At 28.9% G+C, this 24,587-nt stretch carries 22 protein-coding genes; 2 read left to right on the forward strand and 20 right to left on the reverse strand.

Going from position 1 to position 24,587, the window contains the following annotated elements; genetic code table 11:
* Positions 1 to 14: 14 nt before the first annotated feature.
* The 15 genes from KGF52_RS09135 to KGF52_RS09205 all read right to left on the reverse strand — a co-directional run bounded on the left by KGF52_RS09135 (position 15) and on the right by KGF52_RS09205 (position 18,479).
* Positions 15 to 431 carry a MarR family transcriptional regulator gene (locus KGF52_RS09135; RefSeq protein WP_227827475.1) on the reverse strand — a complete coding sequence of 139 codons (417 nt, stop codon included), beginning with the start codon at positions 429 to 431 and terminating at the stop codon, positions 15 to 17.
* Positions 432 to 682: 251 nt separating this feature from the next.
* The gene (gene pnp, locus KGF52_RS09140) at positions 683 to 2,794 is read right to left on the reverse strand and encodes a polyribonucleotide nucleotidyltransferase (protein WP_227827199.1); all 2,112 of its coding nucleotides are present in this window, start codon (positions 2,792 to 2,794) and stop codon (positions 683 to 685) included.
* Positions 2,795 to 2,918: 124 nt separating this feature from the next.
* The gene (locus KGF52_RS09145) at positions 2,919 to 3,764 is read right to left on the reverse strand and encodes a DegV family protein (protein WP_227827198.1); all 846 of its coding nucleotides are present in this window, start codon (positions 3,762 to 3,764) and stop codon (positions 2,919 to 2,921) included.
* Between the two features lie 238 nt (positions 3,765 to 4,002).
* A complete protein-coding gene (rpsO, locus tag KGF52_RS09150) occupies positions 4,003 to 4,260 on the reverse strand; it encodes a 30S ribosomal protein S15 (protein WP_227434225.1) in 258 nt (85 codons plus the stop codon).
* A gap of 103 nt (positions 4,261 to 4,363) precedes the next feature.
* Positions 4,364 to 5,293: a bifunctional riboflavin kinase/FAD synthetase gene (locus KGF52_RS09155; protein WP_227839919.1), complete on the reverse strand. Its 930-nt coding sequence runs from the start codon at positions 5,291 to 5,293 to the stop codon at positions 4,364 to 4,366.
* A 130-nt stretch (positions 5,294 to 5,423) separates the two neighbouring features.
* A complete protein-coding gene (truB, locus tag KGF52_RS09160) occupies positions 5,424 to 6,329 on the reverse strand; it encodes a tRNA pseudouridine(55) synthase TruB (protein WP_227839920.1) in 906 nt (301 codons plus the stop codon).
* A gap of 12 nt (positions 6,330 to 6,341) precedes the next feature.
* Complete coding sequence (locus tag KGF52_RS09165) at positions 6,342 to 7,325, reverse strand: DHH family phosphoesterase (RefSeq protein ID WP_227839921.1); 984 nt, start codon at positions 7,323 to 7,325, stop codon at positions 6,342 to 6,344.
* Positions 7,306 to 7,686: a 30S ribosome-binding factor RbfA gene (rbfA, locus tag KGF52_RS09170; protein ID WP_227434221.1), complete on the reverse strand. Its 381-nt coding sequence runs from the start codon at positions 7,684 to 7,686 to the stop codon at positions 7,306 to 7,308. Before rbfA ends, KGF52_RS09165 begins: the two co-directional genes overlap by 20 nt.
* 42 nt (positions 7,687 to 7,728) lie before the next feature.
* Entirely contained in the window at positions 7,729 to 9,669 is a 1,941-nt protein-coding gene (infB, locus tag KGF52_RS09175; protein WP_227839923.1) for a translation initiation factor IF-2, read from the reverse strand.
* A 21-nt stretch (positions 9,670 to 9,690) separates the two neighbouring features.
* Complete coding sequence (locus KGF52_RS09180; protein WP_227434219.1) at positions 9,691 to 10,002, reverse strand: L7Ae/L30e/S12e/Gadd45 family ribosomal protein; 312 nt, start codon at positions 10,000 to 10,002, stop codon at positions 9,691 to 9,693.
* Positions 9,992 to 10,273: an RNase P modulator RnpM gene (gene rnpM, locus KGF52_RS09185; RefSeq protein WP_227839927.1), complete on the reverse strand. Its 282-nt coding sequence runs from the start codon at positions 10,271 to 10,273 to the stop codon at positions 9,992 to 9,994. Before rnpM ends, KGF52_RS09180 begins: the two co-directional genes overlap by 11 nt.
* A gap of 6 nt (positions 10,274 to 10,279) precedes the next feature.
* Positions 10,280 to 11,434: a transcription termination factor NusA gene (gene nusA / locus KGF52_RS09190; protein ID WP_227839931.1), complete on the reverse strand. Its 1,155-nt coding sequence runs from the start codon at positions 11,432 to 11,434 to the stop codon at positions 10,280 to 10,282.
* Between the two features lie 29 nt (positions 11,435 to 11,463).
* Positions 11,464 to 11,925: a ribosome maturation factor RimP gene (rimP, locus tag KGF52_RS09195; RefSeq protein ID WP_227839932.1), complete on the reverse strand. Its 462-nt coding sequence runs from the start codon at positions 11,923 to 11,925 to the stop codon at positions 11,464 to 11,466.
* A 212-nt stretch (positions 11,926 to 12,137) separates the two neighbouring features.
* Positions 12,138 to 16,436, reverse strand: a complete 4,299-nt coding sequence (locus tag KGF52_RS09200) for a PolC-type DNA polymerase III (RefSeq protein ID WP_227839934.1) — start codon at positions 16,434 to 16,436, stop codon at positions 12,138 to 12,140.
* A 213-nt stretch (positions 16,437 to 16,649) separates the two neighbouring features.
* Complete coding sequence (locus tag KGF52_RS09205; protein ID WP_227839936.1) at positions 16,650 to 18,479, reverse strand: SH3 domain-containing protein; 1,830 nt, start codon at positions 18,477 to 18,479, stop codon at positions 16,650 to 16,652.
* 314 nt (positions 18,480 to 18,793) lie between these two features.
* On the opposite strand from KGF52_RS09205, the gene KGF52_RS09210 reads away from it, so the two are divergent.
* Both KGF52_RS09210 and KGF52_RS09215 read left to right on the forward strand, forming a co-directional pair.
* Complete coding sequence (locus tag KGF52_RS09210) at positions 18,794 to 19,531, forward strand: NAD-dependent protein deacylase (protein WP_227839938.1); 738 nt, start codon at positions 18,794 to 18,796, stop codon at positions 19,529 to 19,531.
* Between the two features lie 118 nt (positions 19,532 to 19,649).
* Positions 19,650 to 19,970, forward strand: a complete 321-nt coding sequence (locus tag KGF52_RS09215) for a MazG-like family protein (protein ID WP_009905401.1) — start codon at positions 19,650 to 19,652, stop codon at positions 19,968 to 19,970.
* Positions 19,971 to 20,183: 213 nt separating this feature from the next.
* Here the strand turns inward: KGF52_RS09215 and KGF52_RS09220 are convergent, their stop codons facing one another.
* The 5 genes from KGF52_RS09220 to KGF52_RS09245 all read right to left on the reverse strand — a co-directional run bounded on the left by KGF52_RS09220 (position 20,184) and on the right by KGF52_RS09245 (position 24,553).
* Complete coding sequence (locus KGF52_RS09220) at positions 20,184 to 20,333, reverse strand: hypothetical protein (RefSeq protein WP_227827188.1); 150 nt, start codon at positions 20,331 to 20,333, stop codon at positions 20,184 to 20,186.
* 1,037 nt (positions 20,334 to 21,370) lie between these two features.
* Positions 21,371 to 22,822: a leucyl aminopeptidase gene (locus KGF52_RS09230; protein WP_227839943.1), complete on the reverse strand. Its 1,452-nt coding sequence runs from the start codon at positions 22,820 to 22,822 to the stop codon at positions 21,371 to 21,373.
* A gap of 15 nt (positions 22,823 to 22,837) precedes the next feature.
* Positions 22,838 to 23,278, reverse strand: a complete 441-nt coding sequence (locus KGF52_RS09235; RefSeq protein ID WP_227839945.1) for a MarR family transcriptional regulator — start codon at positions 23,276 to 23,278, stop codon at positions 22,838 to 22,840.
* A gap of 260 nt (positions 23,279 to 23,538) precedes the next feature.
* Entirely contained in the window at positions 23,539 to 23,967 is a 429-nt protein-coding gene (ytfJ, locus tag KGF52_RS09240) for a GerW family sporulation protein (RefSeq protein ID WP_227434208.1), read from the reverse strand.
* Positions 23,921 to 24,553, reverse strand: coding sequence for a DUF2953 domain-containing protein (locus tag KGF52_RS09245; RefSeq protein WP_227827185.1), 633 nt, complete (start codon positions 24,551 to 24,553; stop codon positions 23,921 to 23,923). The genes ytfJ and KGF52_RS09245 overlap by 47 nt, the downstream gene beginning before the upstream one ends.
* Positions 24,554 to 24,587: the final 34 nt, after the last annotated feature.

Consider the following 24,587-nt stretch of genomic DNA (forward strand, 5'->3'; position numbering starts at 1 on the left):
CTTAAGAAATATCTTTATTTTTTATCTTCAAAAAACTTTATAATCTTTTTTTGAATACGTATATAAGCAATAGCATCTTCTGGACCTAGTGCTTTTAAAAATTCAACTGTATACTCTAAAAATTCTTTTTCATTTATTTTCTGCTGTTGTATTCCCTTAGGCATTAATTGAACTAGTGTCTGTCTACCATTTTGTGGGTCAACACAGCGCTCAATCATTTCCTTTGATTCTAACTGATTAAGAATAGCAGACATTCTAGCAGTACTAACATTCATAGTACTACTTATTTCTTTTGGGTTTACTTTTTTATTGTTTTTAGATAAATAACCCAATACAAATTTTTCACCACTTTGTATATCTGCAATTTTATCTTTATGTGGTATTTTTACCATCAACGTCTTAACCTTTCCAAGTTCAAGTGCTAATTCCATATAGTCCACATTATCACCTCCTTAATTGCTAACACTATTAGTAATTTACCATATATTGTCAATAAAATCAATATTAACATGATGTTTAATAGTCATTATCACATTAGCAATAAAATATTATAATAAGAGATTATATATTCGCAATGATACTTAATTATTTAGCACTTAAACTTCTCAAATATTTGTACTAAGTATATTTATACAATAAAAAAAGCAAAACCCTAAGATTTTGCCTTTAATTATTTAATATATTATTTATTTTTATGCTCTGGTTTTGGTAAAAGAACTTTTCTAGATAAGTTAACTCTTCCTTTTTCATCTATTTCTGTAACTTTAACTTCAACTTCATCTCCTATATTTAATACATCTTCAACCTTAGCGACTCTTTCATGAGCTATATGAGATATATGAAGTAATCCTTCTTTTCCTGGAAGTATTTCAATAAATGCTCCAAAATTCATTATTCTACTTACTTTACCTTTGTAAGTTTTTCCTACTTCTGGTTCAATAACTATATTATTTATAAGTTCTTGAGCTCTATTAATCATATCAATTTCAATACCTGATATGAATACTTCTCCAGTTTGTTCAATATCTATCTTAACTCCAGTTTCATCTATTATCTTAGTTATTATCTTTCCACCAGGTCCTATTACATCTTTTATTTTGTCAGGATTTATTTGCATTTTAACAATCTTAGGTGCATATGGTGAAAGCTCTGGTTTTGGTTGAGATATAGTTTTTCTCATTTCTCCTAGTATATGGATTCTACCTTCCTTAGCTTGTTTTAAGGCACGTTGTAGAACTTCTTTATCTATACCATCTATTTTTATATCCATTTGTATTGCAGTTATACCATGTTCTGTCCCAGCCACTTTAAAGTCCATGTCTCCTAAGTGGTCTTCCATACCTTGTATATCTGAAAGCACTGCTACCTTGCCATCATGCTTTATAAGTCCCATTGCTATACCTGCAACCATGTCTCTTATAGGTACACCTGCATCAAGCAGAGATAATGTTGAACCACATACACTCGCTTGAGATGTAGAACCATTTGAACTCAATACTTCAGAAACTAATCTAATAGCATAAGGGAAGTCTTCTTGAGATGGTATCACTGGTAATAAAGCTCTCTCAGCTAAAGCACCATGTCCTATTTCTCTTCTACCTGGACCTCTTGATGGTCTAGCTTCTCCAACACTATATGCTGGGAAATTATAGTGATGCATATATCTTTTGTTTTCTTCTTCATCTAATCCATCTAACTTTTGAACATCTCCTAAAGCACCTAAAGTAGCTACATTAAGTACTTGAGTTTGTCCTCTAGTAAATATAGCTGAACCATGAGCTCTAGGTATCATACCAGTTTCACACCATATAGGTCTGATTTCTTCTAATTTTCTATTATCTGGTCTTACATTTTCATGCACTATAAGTTTTCTTACTTCTTCCTTTATTATATCTTGTAATACTTCCTCTATATCACCAATAAGTTCTTCAAAATTTTCAATAGTTTCTTCAAAATGAGCTAGAGTTTCTTCTTTAACTCTATCCATCTTTTCCATTCTTTCTAATTTTTCAAAAGTTTGAACTGCATCTTTCATCTTAGCAGTTGCAAATTCACGAACCAATTGAGTTATTTCTTCCCCTGCATGGTATAATTCAACAACAATTTTTTCTTTTCCAACTTCTGCAACTATACCATCTATAAATTCAACCACTTTTTTTATTTCTTGATGAGCAAATAAAATAGCATCTAGCATTATATCATCTGGAACTTCATCTGCTCCAGCTTCAACCATCATTATTGCTTCTTTTGTACCTGAAACAACTAGATGCATTGAACTTTTCTCTCTTTGCTCTGCATTTGGATTTACAACGAATGCACCATCTACAAGACCAACACATACTGAACCTGTTGGGCCATTAAATGGTATATCTGATATAGAAAGTGCTATAGATGAACCTATCATTGCTACTATATCTGGTGTGCAGTCTTGATCTACTGATAAAACTGTTGCAACTACCTGAACATCATTTCTAAATCCTTTTGGAAATAATGGTCTTATTGGTCTATCTATCAATCTTGATGTAAGTATCGCTTTTTCTGAAGGCTTACCTTCTCTCTTTAAAAAACCTCCAGGTATTTTACCTACAGAGTATAATTTTTCTTCATAATCTACACTTAAAGGGAAAAAGTCTATTCCGTCTCTAGGCTTAGCTGACTTAGTTGTATTTACCATTACCATACTGTCGCTGTATCTAACTATACAGCTACCGTTAGTCATTTCACAAATTTTTCCTATTTCTACAGAAAGTTCTCTCCCTGCGAAATCCATTTTAAATATTTTATGTTCAAACATTAATGCTTGTCCTCCTCTTATTAAAAACACGTATATCACTCTATTTACTATATTATCAAAAATACTATAAATTAACAATATAAAAATTATCTTTGCCTATATATGCAAGAAGCTTATATTTCTGCTAATTAGAACAACTTATAGCTAATATATCCGGCCCTGTATGAGAGCAAATAGAAACTCCACCTCTAGTAAACAAGACTCTTCTTGCTTTTATTCTTTTATTTACTTCTTCTTTTAATATTTCATAATCATGTAGATTATCTCCACAACCTATTGTTACTATTTTCCCTTCTAAAGACCCTTCATTCATTTCTAAAATTATATCTACTAGTTTACTTGCTATATTTTTTACTCCTCTAACCTTGTTTACCAACTTAGCTTCCCCATTATCAAAGAAAAATATAGGTTTTATATTCAACATATTTCCTATTAAAGCAGTTGCTACTGGAACCCTTCCACTTTGTTTTAAGAAATCAAGGGTATATGGAGCAAAAAGTAATCTTATACTGCTACGAATGTTTTCTAACTCATTTATTATTTCTTCAAACCCCAAACCTTCTTCAACAAGTTCACAGGCCTTTATAACATATTGCCCACTACCAAGTGATAAGTTTCGAGTATCAAATATATGTATTTTTTCTTTTTCATTCATATCATTTTTAGCTATTACGGCACTTTGAAAAGTTCCTGAAGCATTTGATGCGCCTGTTAAACAGATTATATGGTATCCCTCTTCTATAAACTTATCAAATACTTCTTTAAACTCCATATATGTAGCTTGTGAAGTCTTAGGTATTTGTTTTATTTCTTTTACTTTCTTGTAAAACTCTTCTTTATCTATATCCACTCCTTCTATATATTCTCTATCATTAAAAATAACTGTAAGTGGAACTATTTCTATACAATCTTTCTCTGATATTTCATCTGGAATATCGCACAAACTATCACATACTAACTTTATTTTCAAAATAATTTCCTCCTTATTCTAACTAAATATTATAGTATAAAATTTCTATATTTATCTTGTCTTTCCTTTTTAATTGATTATGTATTTATATATTACCTTATATTCTTACCCAATATTATTCATTTTATAATTTTTTATAATGTATAAATTACTTTTATTATTAACTATTTTACTCTATAATAAATTAACTATAAAAAAGCAGGTATACACTATACCTGCTTTTTTATAAAGAATGAAATTACTTTCTTAATCCTAATTTAGCTATTAATGCTCTATATCCTTCAAGATCTTTTTCTTTTAAGTAAGCTAATAAGTTTCTTCTTCTACCAACCATTTTTAATAGTCCTCTTCTTGAATGGTGGTCTTTCTTATGAGTTTTTAAATGTCCATTTAGATCATTTATTCTAGCTGTTAATAAAGCTATTTGTACTTCTGGAGAACCAGTATCTCCTTCAACTCTTCCATATTCTTTGATTATTTCTGTTTTGTTTATCATTTAGATTACCTCCGTATTTTTTTAGAAACGCCTATTACTAAGCATTGATTGGAGTATTCAAAAGCTGAGTAATGGTTATTTTCCTTAATCATTTTATCATACATTACTTGTTTTTGCAAACATAGTTTTCATATACATAGTTTGTGTCATTAGACAATTGATTTTTTAAGTCATTTATTGAATTAAATTTTCTCTCATCCCTTATTCTTTCCAAAAATTCAACAATTATATTTTTACCATAAATATCTCTGTCAAATTCTAAAATGTTTGTTTCAATAGACAAAGATTTTCCATTAACTGTCGGGTTATAACCTACATTTGTAGCACCAAAATAAACCTCATCTCCAATATGTACAATAGAAGCATAGATACCTCTCTTTGGAACGAGCATATTATTCTTAAGGTCAATATTTGCTGTTGGGAATCCCATAGTTCTTCCAAGGTGTTTAGAATGTATAACACACCCTTCTAACTTGTAATTACGGCCTAAATACTCTTTAACATTAGTCATATCACCTTGGGATACTAAACTTCTAATATAAGTACTACTCACTCTTACATCATTTATTTTGATTGGTTTTATTACTTCCACCTCAAAACCAAATTCATCTTCTAAGCTTTTTAATAGATTGACATTCCCTTCTTTAGCTCTGGCAAACGTAAAGTCATATCCAATCACTATTTTTTTAGCCTTTAATTTTTTTACTAGTATCTCCTCTACAAAATCATTTGCAGGTATTTTAGTCATATACTCATCAAATGGTATAATTACAACTATATCTATTCCCAATTCTTCTAATAAATTTATTTTGTCCTCATTACTTATAATATTTTTTGTTGAGTTTGGTCTAAAGTAGTTTACAGGATGATTTGCAAATGTAAATACAATACTCTGTATATTTTCTTTTTTTGCATATTCAACTGCTTTTTTTATAAGAACTTGATGTCCTTTGTGTATGCCATCAAAGTTCCCTATGGTAATGACACTTTCTTTTATGTTTGCTATTTCTGCTATAGATTTTATAATCACCATAATAAATTTTCCCCGCTAAAATTATAATTTACTCTTAACTTATTCACAAACTATTATAGCATAAGTAAAAGAGATAGACTATAGAAGTTATTATAGCACTATCTCTTTTGGTGTTTTTCAAATACATTGATTATATAAACATCTTATCACTTTTAACACTTACTGTATTATTATGTTTTGATAATTTTCCTAATCCTAAGAAGTTATCTTTACTATATACTCTTACAAATTCATCATCTTTACTGAGATTATTCTTTAAAAATCTCTTATCATCTATTGAACCACCATTACTATAATATTTTATAGCATTAGGGTTTAATACAATATAATTAAACGAATCCAATACATAATCTATATCATATAAGTGTTTATCCAGAGTTTGATTTGCATAAAATAATTCTAATTCTTCTAGAGTTATCGAATTTTCCAAGTTAAATTTACCAGAAGATGTTCTATTTAAAAATGACATATGTCCTCCACACCCTAGATATTCTCCTATATCATGGCAAATGCTTCTCACATAAGTCCCTTTAGAACATTCAACATAAAACATTACTTTATTACCTTTTATACTAAGGATTTTTATATCTTTTATGTTTATTCTTCTAGTTTTTAAAGTAATCTCAGAGCCTCTACCACTTCTTACTAAATCACACATTCTCTTTCCATTTACTTTTAAAGCTGAGTAAATTGGAGGAAGTTGGTCTATTTCACCTTTTTGTGTATCAAAAGCTCTTTCTATATCTTCATTACTTAACTTAAAATCATCAATTTTTTTTATAATTTCTCCAGATGAATCATAGGTATCTGTACTTATACCTAAAGTAAGTTCACATATATACGATTTATCTTTGTTTAAAATAAGTTCACATACTTTTGTAGCTTTTCCTGTGCATATTGGTAAAACACCTGATGCATCTGGGTCAAGAGTACCTGTATGCCCAACTTTTTTCATATTTAAAATCTTTCTTACCCTACTTACAACATCATGAGATGTCATACCTGTGGGTTTCAATATATTTATAATCTTATTCATTTTATTGTCACCTTAAATTGATTTTAACACTGCCTCTAATACCATTTGTTTAGCATTATCAATACTATCTTTGATAGTACATCCAGCAGCTCTTATATGACCACCGCCACCAAATACTTTAGCTATTTCACTTACATCAACATAATTTTTTGACCTAAAACTCACTTTAATTTCATCTTGTTTTTTTTCTTTAAATAAAATTCCAACTTCAATACCTTTTATATCTCTAGTATATGTTGTTATACCATCAACATCATTGAAACTCATGTTATTCCTATTCATCATATCCTGAGTTAAAATTATACTAGATACCTTTGAATCAAATATCTCCAAAGATTTTAAAGCTTCACCTAATAATTTGTAATAATCAGAAGAATTACTTTGATATATATTTTGTATTATAGTATTTTTTTCTGCACCTAAAACAAGTAAATTCTTTGCCATCTCAAAACTACTTGCATGCACATTTGAATAGGAAAAATTTCCAGTATCAGTCACAAGACCTGTATATAAACATGTTGCTATATCTTTATTCATAATCTTAATGTCTTTTATTTCTTGAAATCTAACTAATAAATTATACACTAGTTCACAAGTAGAAGATGCATCAATATCTACATAGTTTAAATCTCCATATGAATCATTACTAGCATGATGGTCAATACAGATTACTTTTGATGCATTATTTTTGATTTCATCACTTACACATATTCTCATCTTATCTCCGCAGTCAAGTGCAATTAGAGAATACTTATTTATATCAAATTCATGAGACTTATAAATTTCTACACCTTCAACTAAAAACTTCAAATTCAATGGGGCTTCATCATCAAGTACATAATATACATTTTTCCCTAAACTTTTTAGTGTATAATACATTGAAAGTGTTGAACCAATATTATCTCCATCTGGACTAATATGAGAGGTAACTATAAAATAGTCACCCTCATATATATAATTTATAATACTATCAATATTATTCATCATAATTTTCATCCTCATTTTTTTGAGTATTTTTTTCATTTACTCTCTTTATAAGGCTATCCATATACATTCCTTTTTCTATTGAATCATCAAGTTTAAATATTATCTCAGGAATATATCTAAGCTTTATATTTTTTCCTACTTCTCTTCTTATATACCCTCCAGCACTCTTAAGTCCTGCTAATGTAGATTCTTCATCTCCACCTAGAATACTTACATATACATAAGCATATCTTAGGTCATTTGTAACTTCTACATCAGTTACACTTACCAAAGATGTTATTCTAGGGTCTTTTACTCCATTTATAAGCATAGTGCTTACTACTTTTCTTATTTCTTCTGCAATTCTTCTTGTTCTATTATATGATGCCATACCATCGACCTTCTTTACTAACTGATTTTCTTTGATACGAATTTATAATTTTCTTTCTACTTCTTTAGTTATATAAGCTTCTACTATGTCGCCTTCTTTTATGTCATTATAATTTACAAAACTCATACCACATTCGTATCCAGAATTAACTTCTTTTACATCATCTTTAAATCTCTTAAGTGCTGCAAGTTCACCTTCATGTATTATTATACTATCTCTAACTAATCTTATTTTACAGTTTCTAAATATTTTACCATTAGTTACATAACATCCAGCTACTGTTCCAATACCAGATATTTTATATATTTCTCTTATTTCAGCTTTTCCTGTTTCTTCATCAACATATTCAGGGTCTAACATACCAGTCATAGCAGCTTGTATATCTTCTATAGCCTTGTATATTATAGTATATGTTCTTATATCAACATTTTCCTTTTCTCCTAGAGATTCTGCGCCTGGAACTGGTCTTACATTGAATCCTATTATTATTGCATTAGAAGCTGCTGCAAGTAATATATCTGATTCTGTTACAGCTCCAACACCTCCATGTATTACTTTAACTTGTACTTCTTCATTTGATAATTTTTCTAAAGATTGTTTAACTGCTTGTACTGAACCTTGTACATCTGCTTTTATAACTATGTTAAGGTCTTTTATAGCACCTTCACTCATTTGACTAAATAAAGCATCTAGTGATAATCTTTGAGTTGATTTTAACATCTCATCTCTAGCTAATTGTTGTCTTCTTGCTGCTACACTTCTAGCAATTTTATCTGTTGGAACCTCAACGAATTGGTCTCCACCTTGTGGAACTTCTGATAGCCCTAATATTTCTACTGCTGTAGATGGTCCTGCTGTCTTAACTCTTTTACCTTTTGCATTTATCATAGCTCTAACTTTACCACATGCAACACCTGCAACGATTGGATCACCTACTGTTAGAGTACCACCTTGAACAAGTACTGTTGCAACTGGACCTCTTCCCTTATCAAGCTCAGCTTCTATAACAGTTCCTACTGCTCTTTTATTTGGATTTGCTCTTAATTCTTCTATTTCAGCAACCAACAATACCATTTCTAAAAGTGTATCTATTCCTTCTTTTTTCTTAGCTGATACTGGAACTGCTATTACTTCTCCACCCCAGTCTTCAACTAATAATCCTTGGTCTGCTAATTCTTGTTTAACTTTATCTGGGTTTGCACCTGGTTTATCTATTTTATTTATAGCAACTATTAAAGGTACTCCTGCTGCTTTAACATGGTTTATTGCTTCTACTGTTTGAGGCATTATACCATCATCTGCTGCAACAACTAATATTGCTATATCTGTAACTTGTGCTCCTCTTGCTCTCATTGATGTGAAAGCCTCATGTCCTGGTGTATCTAAAAATACTATTTTTTTGTCATTGATTTTAACTTCTGAAGCACCTATATGCTGAGTTATTCCTCCAGCTTCACCTGAAATTACATCAGTTTTTCTTATTGCATCTAGTAAAGATGTTTTACCATGGTCAACATGTCCCATAACTGTAACAACTGGTGGTCTAGATTTTAAATCCTCTTCATTATCTTCTTCAATTTCCATTAAAGCTTCTATTTCTAAAGCTTCTGTATCATCACTTTCTGCTACTGTTAATTCAAATCCATAGTCTTTGGCAGCTAAAGCAGCAATCTCAAAATTTATCTCTTGATTTATTGTTGCCATAGTTCCCATTTTCATAAGCTTCATAATTATTTCTGATGGAGATTTATCTAATTTAGTTGCTAATACTTGTACTGTCAACTGTCCATCTATTTCTATAACATTTTCATTTTCTTGAGATGAATCTTCACTTAACACTTCAAGTGCTAATTCTAACGCTTCACCTTCTAATACTGAATCTTTGTCAGTTACATTAATATCTAATTCAGCTAACTTATTTATAAGCTCTTCATTTGATATATTTAATTTTTCTGCTATTTGGTATACTCTTGTTTTTGACACAAGATCACCCCCTATTTTATTTTAAATTTCTATTAGTTCAATTATCTTTTTAGCAAAATTTTCATCTTTTATTCCTACGACTGCTCTTGGAGATTTTCCTATTGCAAATCCTATTTCATCTTTTGTTGAAAAAAATAGATATGGAATATTTCTAAAAGTTGATTTATCTTTAAAAAGTTTTTTTGTGTTATTTGATGCATCTTCTGCAATTAAAATTAATTTTACTTTTCCTTTTTTTAAGTCAAGCAAAGTTGAATCATCACCAGACACTATTTTCCCTGCACGAGTTGCGAGCCCTAAGAACGAGTGTATCTTTTCTTTATTATTTTTCATATTCTTCTAACTCCATAAGTAGATTATCATAGACTTCATCAGGAACATCAATTTTAAAAGCTTTATTTAATGCTTTGCTTTTTATAGCTTTTTTTAGACATTCAGAGCTTTTACATACATATGCTCCTCTTCCATTAGCTCTTCCTGTTTGGTCTAAAAATATTTTTCCTTCTTTATTTTTAACTATTCTTATAAGCTCTTTTTTAGAGTCTCTATCTTGACATGCTATGCATTTTCTTTGAGGCACTTTTTTTACTTTTTTCAAAGCCATCCCTCCTTACTCTTCTTCTTTGAAATTATCATCTGAGACATCTAACTCATCTTGATTGATAAATTCAGCTTTAATACCCTCATCTTCTATTTCTTTGGAATTTTCAAGATTTATCATTTCTTGTTCTGCTTGAGATTCGCTCTTAATATCTATCTTCCAGTTTGTCAATTTTGCTGCAAGTCTTGCATTTTGACCTTCTTTACCTATAGCAAGTGATAACTGATAATCTGGAACAATAACTAAGGCAGATTTTTCATCTTCATTTATATCTACTTTAACAACTTTTGATGGGCTAAGTGCTGCTGATATAAACTCTGCTGGATTTTCACTATATTTTATTATATCTATTTTTTCATCACCAAGTTCATCCACTATATTTTTTACTCTAAGTCCTTTTGGACCTACACAAGCTCCAATTGGGTCTATTTTTTCATCTATAGATCTTACTGCCATCTTAGTTCTTGACCCAGCTTCTCTTGCCACTGATTTTATTTGAACTATACCCTCATATATTTCAGGAACTTCTTCTTCAAATAATCTCTTTACTAGACCTGGATGACTTCTTGATACAACTATTTGAGGTCCTTTGTTAGTCTTTTTAACTTCAAGTATATAGAATTTTATTTTTTGACCTGCTTTGTAATTTTCAAATGGGATTTGTTCACTTTGAGTCATTATCCCTTCTATTCTTCCAAGATTTACATAAACAATATTTTTATTTGCTCTAGCAACCTCTCCTGTAACTATTTCATTTTCTTTTTCTATAAATTCATTATACACTATTTCTCTCTCAGCTTCTCTTATTCTTTGAACAACTACTTGTTTTGCTGTCTGAGCTGCAATTCTTCCAAAGTTTTTAGGTGTAACTTCATGCTCTATAATATCACCCAATTCATAATTAGGGTTTATCTCTCTAGCATCTGCTAACTCTATTTCTAAGAAAGTATCATATAGGTCTGATTCATCGACAACTACTCTTTGAGAAAATACTTTTATATCTCCTTTGTCTCTATCAAACTCAACTCTAACATTTTGTGCTGAACCAAAGTTTTTTTTGTATGCAGTTAAAAGAGCTTGCTCTATAGTATCTATAAGTATTTCTTTATCTATACCTCTATCAACTACTAATTCGTTTAGTGCTTCCATAAATTCATGATTCATTTTTTATTTCCTCCCTATTTAATATACCACTAAAACTTTATTGCTAATCTAACAATAGCAACATCTTTTCTATTAAATTCTATTTCTTCACCATTTATAATGATTTTTATATTATTATCTTCTGTTAATCCTACAAGTTCACCTTCAAATTGTTTACATCCATTTAATGGTTTATATAATTTTAAATCTACATCTCTACCTTGGTATCTAACAAAATCTCTGTCTTTTTTTAATGCCCTATCAAGCCCTGGAGAAGATACTTCTAAAAAATAATTCTCTTTTATAGGGTCTTTTTCGTCTAATATTGGGCTTAGTTCTCTACTAACTAATTCACATTCGTTTAAAGATATTCCTTCTTCTTTATCTATGTATACTCTTAAGTAGTATTCTCCCGCTTCTTTTACATATTCAACATCAACCATTTCAAATCCATGTTCATCCGTTATTTTAGTTACAATTTCTTCAATTGCTGCTTCTAAATCTTTTTTCATTAAATTACCTCCTATTCAATTGTAAATGACTAGTTTAATTTTATTAAATAATTTTTAAATTAAATGTATTCAATAAAATTAAACTAGTTCTTAATAATATATTTAAAATAAAAGAGTGAGAACAGCTGTCTCACTCTTAGTTTCTGCAAAGTATACTATTTTCTATACTATGATATCATAAAATTCTTTTATTTGCAACTTTTTGAACTAACCTAAAACAGAGACAATTGGTTTTCATCGCTCATATTTTCAAGTGAGCCATGATTAGTAAGTGTTTCTATTACTGTTTTTGATACTTTTGCTCTCTTTCTTAAATCTTCTTTTGATATAAATTCACCATTTTTTCTTTCATTTTGAATATTTAAAGCTGCATTTCCTCCAAGGCCTTGTATTGCTGCCATTGGTGGAAGTAATGTTTTTTCTCCAACAACTATAAAGTCACTTGCATCTGATTTATATATATCGACTGGTAACAACTTTATCCCCCTTGCATACATTTCAAGAGCAACTTCTAATACAGTCAACATACCTTTTTCCTTTGTAGTTGCATCATTTCCCAATGATTCAATCTCATTTATTTTTGATTTTATAGTATCCAAACCCTTAACAATTAAATCTGCATCAAAATCTTCCACCTTTGTAGTAAAGTAAGTTGCATAAAAGGCTTCTGGGTAATGTACTTTACAATATGCAATTCTAAATGAGGTCATAACATAAGCAACCGCATGTGCTTTGGGGAACATATATTTAATCTTTTTACATGAACCTATATACCATTCTGGAACATTATTTTTCTTCATTTCTTCAATATGTTCTGGTTTCAAACCTTTCCCTTTTCTTACACTCTCCATTATTGTAAAACTCATCTTAGGAGGTAAGCCTTTAAATATTAAGTAGTTCATTATGTCATCTCGTGTAGATATAACATCTTTTAATCCCACTATATCTTCTCTAACTAAATCTTGTGCATTGTTTACCCAAACATCCGTACCATGAGAAAGACCAGATATACGTACGAGCTCTGCAAACGTAGTGGGTTTTGTGTCAAGAAGCATTTGTCGTACAAACTTAGTTCCAAATTCAGGTACAGCAAGACATCCTATAGGACAATTTATCTCTTCTGGTGTAACTCCTAACGCTTCTGTAGATGTAAATAAAGACATAGTTTCTTCATCGTCTAGAGGAATTTCTGTTATATTTATTCCAGTAATATCTTCAAGCATTCTTATGATAGTAGGACCGTCGTGTCCAAGTATATCAAGTTTAAGTATCCTACCACTTATTGAATGATAATCAAAGTGAGTAGTTATAACACCACAAGAAGTATCATTTGCTGGATATTGTATAGGTGTAAAATCATATACATCTTTATAGTCTGGTATAACCATAACTCCACCAGGATGCTGTCCTGAAGTTCTTTTTACACCAGTACACCCATTTGAAAGTCTTAGTACCTCTGCATTTGGTACACTTATATTATTTTCTTCTACATATTTTCTTGCATATCCAAAAGCTGTTTTTTCTGCTACAGTACCTATAGTTCCTGCTCTATATACATATCCCTCTCCAAATAATTCTTCAGTGTATTTATGGATTGTAGGCTGATAATTTCCTGAGAAATTTAGGTCTATATCTGGTTCTTTATCACCTTCAAAACCTAAGAAGACCTCAAATGGAATATCATGACCATTTTTAGCAAGTTTTCTTCCACATTTTGGACAATCCTTATCTGGCAAGTCAACACCTGACCCCCATTCACCTATTTCATAAAAAAAGGAATATTTACAATCTTCATTTTCACAAATATAGTGCGCTGGTAGAGGATTAACTTCTGTTATATCACTCATAGTAGCTGCAAATGACGAACCAACAGAACCTCTTGAACCAACTAAATATCCATCTGAGAGAGATTTTGCAACTAGTTTTTGAGCTATGATATACATAACTGCATATCCATTACTTATTATTGAATTTAATTCTCTATCCAATCTCTTTTGAACTATTTCTGGTATTGGCTCTCCATAAATCCGTTTAGCTTTTTCATAGCACATTTCCCTTAATTCTACATCTGAACCTTCTATAATTGGTGGATATGTATCATCTGGTATAGGTTTTATATTTTCAACCATATCAGCAATCAAATTACTATTTTCAACCACAACTTCATATGCTAACTCTTCTCCAAGATAACTAAACTCCTCCAACATTTCATCTGTTGTTCTAAAATGTAAATAAGTCTCTTCTTCATCTACCTTAAATCCTTGAGAATACTTTAGAACTTTTCTTAAAACAGCTTCATGTTTATCTAAAAAATGAACATCTCCAGTAGCTACTGGAATTTTATTAAACCTCTTAGCTGTATCAATTAATTTTCTATTTAATTCTCTTAGCTCTTCTTCATCCTTTACTTCTCCTTTATCAATCATAAACCTATTGTTATCTATAGGCATCACTTCTATATAATCATATAAATCTATTATTTTTTTCATTTCTTTATCAGGTACATTTTTCTTTACAGCTTGAAAAACAACTCCTGCTTCACAAGCTGAACCAATTATGAGACCTTCCTTATACTCATTTAAAATACTTCTAAGGATTCTTGGTGCTCTAAAAAAATGATTTACATGTGCATCTGAAATTATTTTATATAAGTTTTTTATACCTACAGAATTTTTTGCTATCAAAGTTATATGATTTGTACTAAGCTTTGTATAATCAATTTTTCCAAGAATATTATTCACATCACTTAAAGTTTTTGCACCTTTTTCTGTAAGCATCTGTAAAAATTTATTAAATATAAGTGCAGTTGCCTCTGCATCATCAACTGCTCTATGATGGTTTAAAAGAGGTATGCCAAGCTCTTTAGCAACAACATTTAACCTATGTCTTTTTAACTTTGGAAGCATTACTCTGGCTAACATAAGTGTATCTACCTTTTTGTGATTATACATTATCCCCTGTTCTCTGCACTTTTGTGATATAAATCCAGTATCAAACTCTGCATTATGTGCAACTAGTACACTATCTCCAACAAACTCCATAAATCTTGGAAGAACTTCTTCAATAGTTGGCTTGTCTTTAATCAATTCATTAGTTATTCCCGTTAATTCTTGTATCTTATACGAAATATCTTTTTCAGGATTTATCAGTTCACTAAATCTATCTACAATTTTAAAATTTTCTATTTTTACAGCACCAATTTCAGTTATTTTATCATTTGTATTAGAAAATCCAGTAGTCTCTATATCAAATACAACAAACGTCTGAGAAAGTTCTTTATCATTTGCATCTTCTATAATAAGAGAATCATCTTCAACTAAATACCCTTCTACTCCATAAAGTATTTTTATGTTGTTTGCCTTACCAGCATTCATAGCATCTGGGAATCCCTGTACAACACCATGGTCTGTTATAGCAATCGCTGGATGTCCCCATTGGGCTGCACGTTCTACAAGTTTTTTAACAGAACAAATAGCATCCATAGAGGACATCTGAGTATGTGCATGAAGTTCTACCCTTTTTTCTTCTGAAATATCTTTTCTCTCTGGTCTATTTTCTTGTCTAATTCCACTAATCATCATACTAATTTCTCTTTGATATGTATCATAAACTATGTCACCTTTAAGTTTTAAATAAGCTCCTTTTTTAACATTTTCAAGTACTCCATCTTTATTGGTATCTGTTAAAAATAGCTTACAACTTATTGAACTAGTATAATCTGTAATCGATGCTATCATAAGTATTTTTCCATTTTTAAGTTCTTTAGTCTCAACATCAAATATATCCCCAACAACTGCAACTGTTCCAGAAGATGCATTTAATCCAGATATATTTTCAATCATAGCATTTGCATTATCTCCATAGACTAAATTTTCATCAACTTCTGATTTAATAACATAACCTTCTTCTTCATTTTCTTCACACTTATTAATTTGTCCAATTTCCAATGCTCTAATTTTTTCTTCCATTTCTCTATCATTTATTCTTATGAGTCTTTCTACATTTACCTTTTCATCAACAGCTTTTTCAATAGTTATATCTAAGTCCAATCCCAATTCTTCACTAAGAACAGTTTTAAGTACATGAACTACATTTTTTCTTATTAATCTCTCATAAAATATACCCTTTGGGAGTTTTATTTTTAATTCTTCATCTAAACAAAGAAATTCAACTTGCTTATACCATCCTGCAATGGACGGACACAAGTACTTTAATATATACAAGATATTATTCCAATATTTTTTTATAACATCTTTGTTAGATTTTCTTTCAAAGCCAGTAAATCTTATTTTCATCTTTATATCTTTAAAATAATCAAGCTTATACATCAATTCTTCTCTAAATTTATCTAAAAGTTCATGGGAAACAATCTCTTTAGACGTTAGGTAAAAGTAAACAATTTTATTTTCTTTAAAATAAACTACTCTATTTATGTAAACTTCTTTAAGTTGTTTTCCAAGGCCACTGTTATTAATTTCTAATTTATCTAAATATTCCTTAACACTTTCCATTTATATCCTCCTTTCCTAACATTATATATATATTATTACCACTTTTTCTCTATTTCTATCTATTACTCACTTATATTTACTTAGAATTAATATTATAACATAAAAATTTTACTAATATTAAGGTTTATATCTAGTAAATTATATACAAAAAGACTACAGATAATTTAAACAAAATGAAAAACTACCCATAGTCTATATTTTTTTACTTATGTATTACTTATATTGTGGTACTTCAAAGACTAAACTACTTCCACCACCATAAAGGCCAATTAAATTTTCCATAATTCCAGAAATTCCATTAGCCCAATTTACATCAGTTGCATATTGGTGCCATGTATAATCATAATTCCACTTCATCTTGTAAATAGTATTTTGATTGTACTTAGAACTATTTACATAGTTTTGAGATATCCATTTTGCAGAACCATCTATTGTAGCTTCAATACTAGTCCATCCATTAGAATATGCTGCCTCTGCTCCTGAAACATTAGCACTTTTATCTATTGCTCCTATTCCAAAAAAATTATACACTTTAACTGGCTTGCTAAGAGCTTGACCTTTATAAGAAGTCAATGTCTGACCTTGTGCAAGTGTAGATTTACCATAAGCAGTTTCCCACATAGCATGAGATACTAGATATACTACATCTATATTATACTTCTTAGCAGCGTTTATAAATGCAGCTCCTTGATTCTTAAATACACTAGAAGATAATCCGTTAAGGTACGAATTTAAACTTGACTCTGATATACCACTTCTATAACTATTAATCTTCAAAAATTGCATCATACCTTTTGTAGTATTTGTAAAGTTTTTAGGATTTAAATAATATTCTATATCACTTGAACTAGCATTTACAAATGAACTTGTTCTTTGTGCTGAAAATGTACTAAATTCAGGACTTGGAGTACTTTTTCTATTACCTGGAGCTATTACATTCCCTCCTGCTGTTGCTTTCTCAACTTGTTTACTTATATGAGAAGCTAACGTATAGCTTAGAGATTTGTAATCAATCTTAGCCCCACTTATATTTGCCATACCATTTACTTGTCCTGATGTTGTAGAATCATTATTTCCATTATTGTTGGAATTGTTATTTGAGTTATTATTATTTGTATTATTATTTGATGTATCTGTTGAATCAGATAGATAATTTCCCACAACAAATGCTTCTTTATTATTAAAATTAATTTTAGCCCATCCACTACTTTCTGATATCACAGTTACTTTGCTTCCCTTATAGACCTTTCCTAATTTACTATATGTAGAACCTGGACCACTTCGTACATTTAAAGAAGCTGTATTTACAAATTTATTAGTATCTTTTTTATCAGTATCTTTGCTAGAATCATTTGTATCACTCTGACCTGCATCTGATAAATACATACTAGATACATATCCATCTTTTCCATTATACTTTATTTTTGACCAGCCATTAGATTCTGATATTACTTCTACCTTACTTCCTTTTTGTAACTTACCTAATACACCATAGCTTGTATTTGGACCACTTCTTACATTTAGTGAAGTTGTATTTACCTGCTTAGTTTTTGATTTATTAGTTGAGATTGATACATCTCCTAGATAAGAACTCGATACATAACCTAGTCTTCCATCATATTTGATTTTTGACCAGCCATTACTTTCTGATATTACTTCTACTTTTTGTCCCTTTTTTAATACAGTTATAACTCTATAGCTTGTTCCTGCTCCATTTCTCATATTTAAACTATTTGAAGTAACTTGTTTTTCTTTATTTGTAGATGTTCTTAAAAAATCACCATTAGATTTTGCTATATATTTTGATGAAGCCCAACCTTCTTGTCCAGATTCAGCTTTTATTTTATACCATCCATTAGAAGAGTCTTTTATTAAAACTTTATCATCTTTTTTAGCAACAAAAGATATACTACTTTCGGCAGTTGGTTCATTTCTTACATTTAAATAATTTATAGTCACTATACCTATTTCTCCATCAGCATGTGCATTTACCATAGTTAATGGTAATACAGCTAATGTTGCTAAAGCTGCTCTTTTCTTCACTTACTTCCCCCGCCCTTCTTTTAACACTAAAACAATTTTAATATAATTATACGACAACTTATGATTTTAGTAAATATTGTCTATTTATATTATGTATACATTTTATTTATACTTTCTTTATTTTTATTTCTGATTTTAATCTATATATTTATATATTGAAAAATATAAATTTTTTTAGCTCGTATAATTTTATTTATACCCACTCTTTAAATTGATTTTTAAAACATTAAGAAAATACTCAGAATCTAATAAAGTAACATAAACTTTATATTATGTAGTACAATCTATATATAATAATTTTGGAGGTGTAGACTATGGATGCAAATAACCTAAAAGACTTAATATCTAATCATAATAATATAGTATTTTTTGGTGGAGCAGGTGTTTCAACTGAATCTAATATACCAGATTTTAGAAGCTCCACTGGACTTTTTAGTCAAAAACTTAATAAACAATTTACTGCTGAGCAATTAGTTTCACATACTTTCTTTGTTAAATATCCAGAGGAGTTCTTTGAATTCTACAAAGACAAACTAATATATCCTAATGCAAAACCTAATAATGCCCACATAGCTTTGGCAAAGCTAGAAGAAATGGGCAAACTTAAAGCTGTTATAACTCAAAATATTGATGGGCTTCATCAAATGGCTGGAAGTAAAAATGTTTTAGAACTTCACGGTTCTGTACATAGAAATTACTGTACTAACTGTGGTAAATTTTTTGATTTAGAAGCTATGCTAAATCTAGGAGGTAATATTCCTCATTGTGATGATTGTGGCTCTATAGTAAAACCTGATGTAGTGCTTTATGAAGAAGCTCTTGACAGTGATATTATTACCAAGACAATTTCTGCTATAAGTAATGCTGATTTACTGATTATAGGAGGTACATCATTAGCTGTATATCCAGCAGCTAGTTTTATAGATTATTACAAAGGTAAATATATTGCTCTTATTAATAAAGCAAACACCGTTTATGATAAATCTGCATCTCTTGTAATTAATAGACCTATTGGAGAAGTTCTATATGAAGCTGTATTAAGACAAATATAGATTTATTTCACTATTTTTATTATATATATGAGTTTTTATGTTGAATTTAAAGTTTCTTTTTAGCATTATTTTTGTTATAGTATTTTAGTATAAATATATAATTTGAAAGGAGCTTTTTATGAAACTAAAAACTATATCTTTACCAGAACTTAATAATTTAGACCCAACACTGGAGTCTACATTTATCAAAATGGGTGAAGAACAAGGCGAATTAGCTGAATGTATAGGCAAATTCAGAAATCTAAGTGGAGAAAATAATGACTTAGATGAAGTTGATATTATAAAGAAAACTGCTAAAGAATTGATGGATGTGGCTCAAACATGTGTAACTATGATGTTTAAACTAGAAGAGCAATATGGTATTAATCTTGATGAAATACGCAAAGAACATATAAAAAAACTAGAAAAAAGAGGTTACATAAAAAACATAGATAAGTAAACCTTCTATCTCTAAATATTTATTAAAATAAATTTAAAGTATGAAATATGTAATTTCTATGTAAATTTGCTATTAAATGGTATCTCAAAATGATTTTTTTAGATTGTAATTGAGATACCATTTTTTGTTTTATTTGCATATATTATTTAATATTTTCATAAACGATTAAATTTTATCCAGTATAACGAGTTTTTTGTCAGCAAAATTTTATTTTTAACTTCTATATTGTTCTCTCTTATTTTCATAAATTTTACTATATTCTTCTACTGCTTCCTCCCATGCTTCTATATCTGTTATCCCCTTTTCAATTGCTAATAAATGAACTATCTCAGCTAACTTTGATGCTGATTCTATTATTCCCATTTGTTACACCCTCTCTATTGTCAAATACTTACAAAAACTGTTAATTAGTTCTAATATTTGTTATTATTATTCCCAAAAACTTTAATAAATAAAAATATTTTTATTTTTTGACATGATTCCAATATGCCCACTAAATTTAAAAATTTTTATCTCTTTAATATTTCTATATAAAATCTTAACTTTATTAAATTTTTTATATATTAAATTGATAGAGGATGAATATATTTATATAGGTACATATTAATTTATTATAGGAGAGAATGCTCTATGTTTAAAATTTTTCTTTTTTCTAGTGAACAGTTTGTAAGTCTTTTTATATTCGGATTATTTCTATATCATTGTCCAAAGCTAACAAAAAATATTTTACCCTATAGTTACACAGTTGAAAAAATACTTTGTACCTTAATGGTAATAGTCGTTGCTTTAGAACAAATTTTAATTATTTCTTCAGGGAATTATAGCACCTTGAATTCCTTACCAATTGGAATTAGCCATATTTGTATATACATATGTATAGCTATATTAGCTTTTAAACAGTATCATTTTTTTAACATATTTTTTTCTTGGAGTTTAGTCTGTTCTGTTGGAGAACTTATTTTTTCTAAAAACTTAGGATACGAATTCCCTAGCTTTATATATTTTCTATTTATCTTCTCTAAATGTTTGATAATATATGCAAATATTTATATGGTTGATGTAAGAAAATTTAAAGTTAACAGACATGCATTTAGAGATAATTTTGGAATTTGTCTTATTTACTTTTCATTTATATTTTTACTAAATACATTTACTGATTCACAATATTACTATAGCTTTTTAAGTTACAATACAACTACCATTTTCATATTTATTTTTGCTACTAGCATTGTGTACATACTTCCTCTTTTATCTAATATAGATACCTTTATCCTTGAAAAAAAGAAAAAGAGTAAATAATTTATTTAAATTTATAAATAAAGCCACTTGGACATTTTTTAAGTTTTAAAAATATCCAAGTGGCTTTACACATTAAACTATAGTTTTTGTATTATATAATTTTATATCTCTGCTAAATAATACAATGTCCTAACAGGCTCCCCTGTCGCTCCTTTTGATTTATATCCCTTTGATTTTGATGATGTACTTGTACCTGCTATATCCATATGTATCCATGGAGTACTGCCAACAAATTCTCCAATAAAGGCTCCTGCTGTTATGCATCCAGCATTTTTACCTCCAGTATTTTTAAGGTCTGCTTCTTCTCCCTTTACCATATTTTTAAACTCATCATAAAGTGGCATCTTCCAGACTCTTTCTCCAGATAAAGTAGATGCTTTTTCCAACTCACAATAAAAATCCTCATTATTTGTTACTACAGGAGTTGCAACATTCCCTAATAATGTTAGAGCTGCACCAGTCAATGTTGCTACATCAACAACTTTTGTCACTTTTTCATTATTTATAATGTAATATATTGCATCAGCTAATGTAAGTCTACCTTCTGCATCTGTATTTAAAACTTCAATAGTTTTTCTTGCCATAGAATTAATTATATCTCCTGGCTTATATGAACCTCCTGATAAAGCATTTTCACATGCAGCTACTACTGCTATAACATTTTTCTTTAATTTACTCTGAGATATGGCACACATAGCTCCTATTACACTTGCCGCTCCAGCCATGTCTGTTTTCATATCTAGCATAGATGCATTTGATTTTAAAGAATATCCACCAGTATCATAAGTCAATCCTTTACCCACTAGACCTAGTATATCTGTATTTTCTTCATCTCCAAAATAGCGCATTACTATAAATCTTGGTTTATTAACTGAACCTCTTGATACAGCAAAAAAAGCTTCCATACCCAATGCTTTTATTTTTTCTTCTTCATAAATCTCAACATTAAATCCATACTCTGCCCCAAGTCTAACTGCCTCTATTGCCAATGTCTTTGGGTATATTATATTTGATGGTTCGTTAACTAAATCTCTAGCTATTATAGTTGAATTAGATAGTATTTTAGCTTTTTCTATTTCATACTCTGCTTCTTTTTCAGTAAATATAATTATATTATCTATTTCTCTTTCTTCAAAAGCTTCACTTTTTGTCTTATATTTATCAAATTTATAGTTGCCAAGCAATATTCCTTCTGAAAAAGCACCTATCTGCTCTATGTCTAAATTAACATTTATTATGTTAATATCATTATTTTTACATACTTTATTTCTAAATACCCCTTTTATTTTTTTACACAAGTTGCCACCTATGATTCTAAGTTTTTCCTTATCTAAAGATTCTTTCTTACCAAGACCAACTAAACAAAGGTCTATTAGATTGTCATTTTCAAGCAATGTCACAATTTCTATGTTATTTTCTTTAGCACTGAAGTTTTTACTTACAATATTTAATTTATCAAACATTGTAGAAACATTCTCATCTTCAAACACAGTAACTACAGTTATAGCATCATCCAAACTTTTTAATATTTCTTTAGAACATTTTATATGCATATTAAATTCTCCTTTTTAAAATAATTGTTCAATTATATTTCTAGAGTCTTCCAAAGAAGCAAATAATTTATCTTTGTTTTCTATATCTAAACAGTTCATTTTATCACTTATTATAGATATAAATTTTAATATTTCATCATCTAGTATTTTTTCTCCACTTTCAGTTATTCCATAAAAAGTATTTCGTCTATCTCTACTATCTTCTTCCCTATATACATACTCTTGCTCAACTAACTTATTAAGTAATATACACAAACTAGAAGTAGATACATGTAAATCTCTACTCAAATTTTTAAGTTCCATTTTATTATGTTTTCTTATACTTACTAAAGCAAAAAATTGCCTTTCTGTAAGTACTTTACCTTTTTTATATCTTTCATTATTAATAATCTTTATTAAATTATGAAAGTTATTCATACTCTCCAACAACAAAATAGATAACTCTTTATCACTCATAAAATTCACCTCAAAATTAATAATTGGGACTCCCTCTTATCCCCCAAATATGTTTATATATCTCTAATATAATACTTCTTTTCTTTTTATAATTATACTATAGATAAACTTTATTATCCATTTAAATTGTTTTAAACTAAAATATTATTAGGTATAAAGTAAAAAACATTTAAATTACATTATAAAATAGTGAGACTTATATCAATCTCACTATTTTACTCAATGATATATTTTATTTTCAAAACTATTCTAATCTTATACTACATATTGTTCTTGTCTGTATTTTTATTATTTTGAGATATATTCTGAATTTTTTCTAATACTCTAGGAGTTATAGACAGAATATTATCCACTAGATTAATATTACTATCTAAGCTCATTATTCTAGTCTCTCCACTTTCAACTACTACAAATGCTACTGGTTGTACAGATATAGCTCCTGCACTACCTCCTGCAAAATTTGTATCTGCTTTTTCACTTTTTATTTCAATATTTTTATCTTTCTCATCATATCCTTTTGAATACTCTCCTCCACCTATACCAAATCCAATTGTTACTTTTGATATAGGAACAACTACTGTAGTATCTGTTTTTATAGGGTCTCCTATAATAGTATTTGCATCTATAGAACCTTTAATAGTTTCAAGAGTTGTTTCCATAAGACTTTGTATCGAACCTGTTGCTCTCATTACTATCACCTCCCTTATAATTTCCTTTATTTTTATTCATAACCTTATTAACCATTATTATAAAATGAAATAAATCTTTTATTCTTGACCTTATATGTATCCTTACATTTCCCAAAAAGTAATCTTTTGTAAAATTTGGATTTACATTTAAATATATTTTTTCTGCATCAATTATATTAAATAAATTTCCATATAGAGTATTTATTAATACATACACAGAAGATGTCAAACTTATATTTTTAGTTCCAAAATCAATGTTTGAATAAAATTCATGTATTTTTATCTTTTTTAATAGTCTATAAACACTTAAAAGGTCATCAGCCAATAATATACTAGAGTCTATATTATTCTTCATCCCCTCTTTTTTATCATTATTGTTACTATTTTCAGCTGGATAGAGTTGTCTATTTATATTTATTAAATCAAACATGTATTTTATATTAAGTTTTAAACAAACATCTTTATTGTTTATATCTGCTATTAATAAGATATTTATATGAGACATTAAAAACAATATAATTATACTTATTATAAAAATTATCGCTACTATTAAGTATTTAAAATTAAGTAATTCATTAATCTCCATGTTTATATTATCATCAAAAAATTACTATTTATAC

Origin of the sequence: Clostridioides sp. ZZV15-6597 (assembly GCF_020657815.1) — a bacterium.
GTDB lineage: Bacteria > Bacillota > Clostridia > Peptostreptococcales > Peptostreptococcaceae > Clostridioides.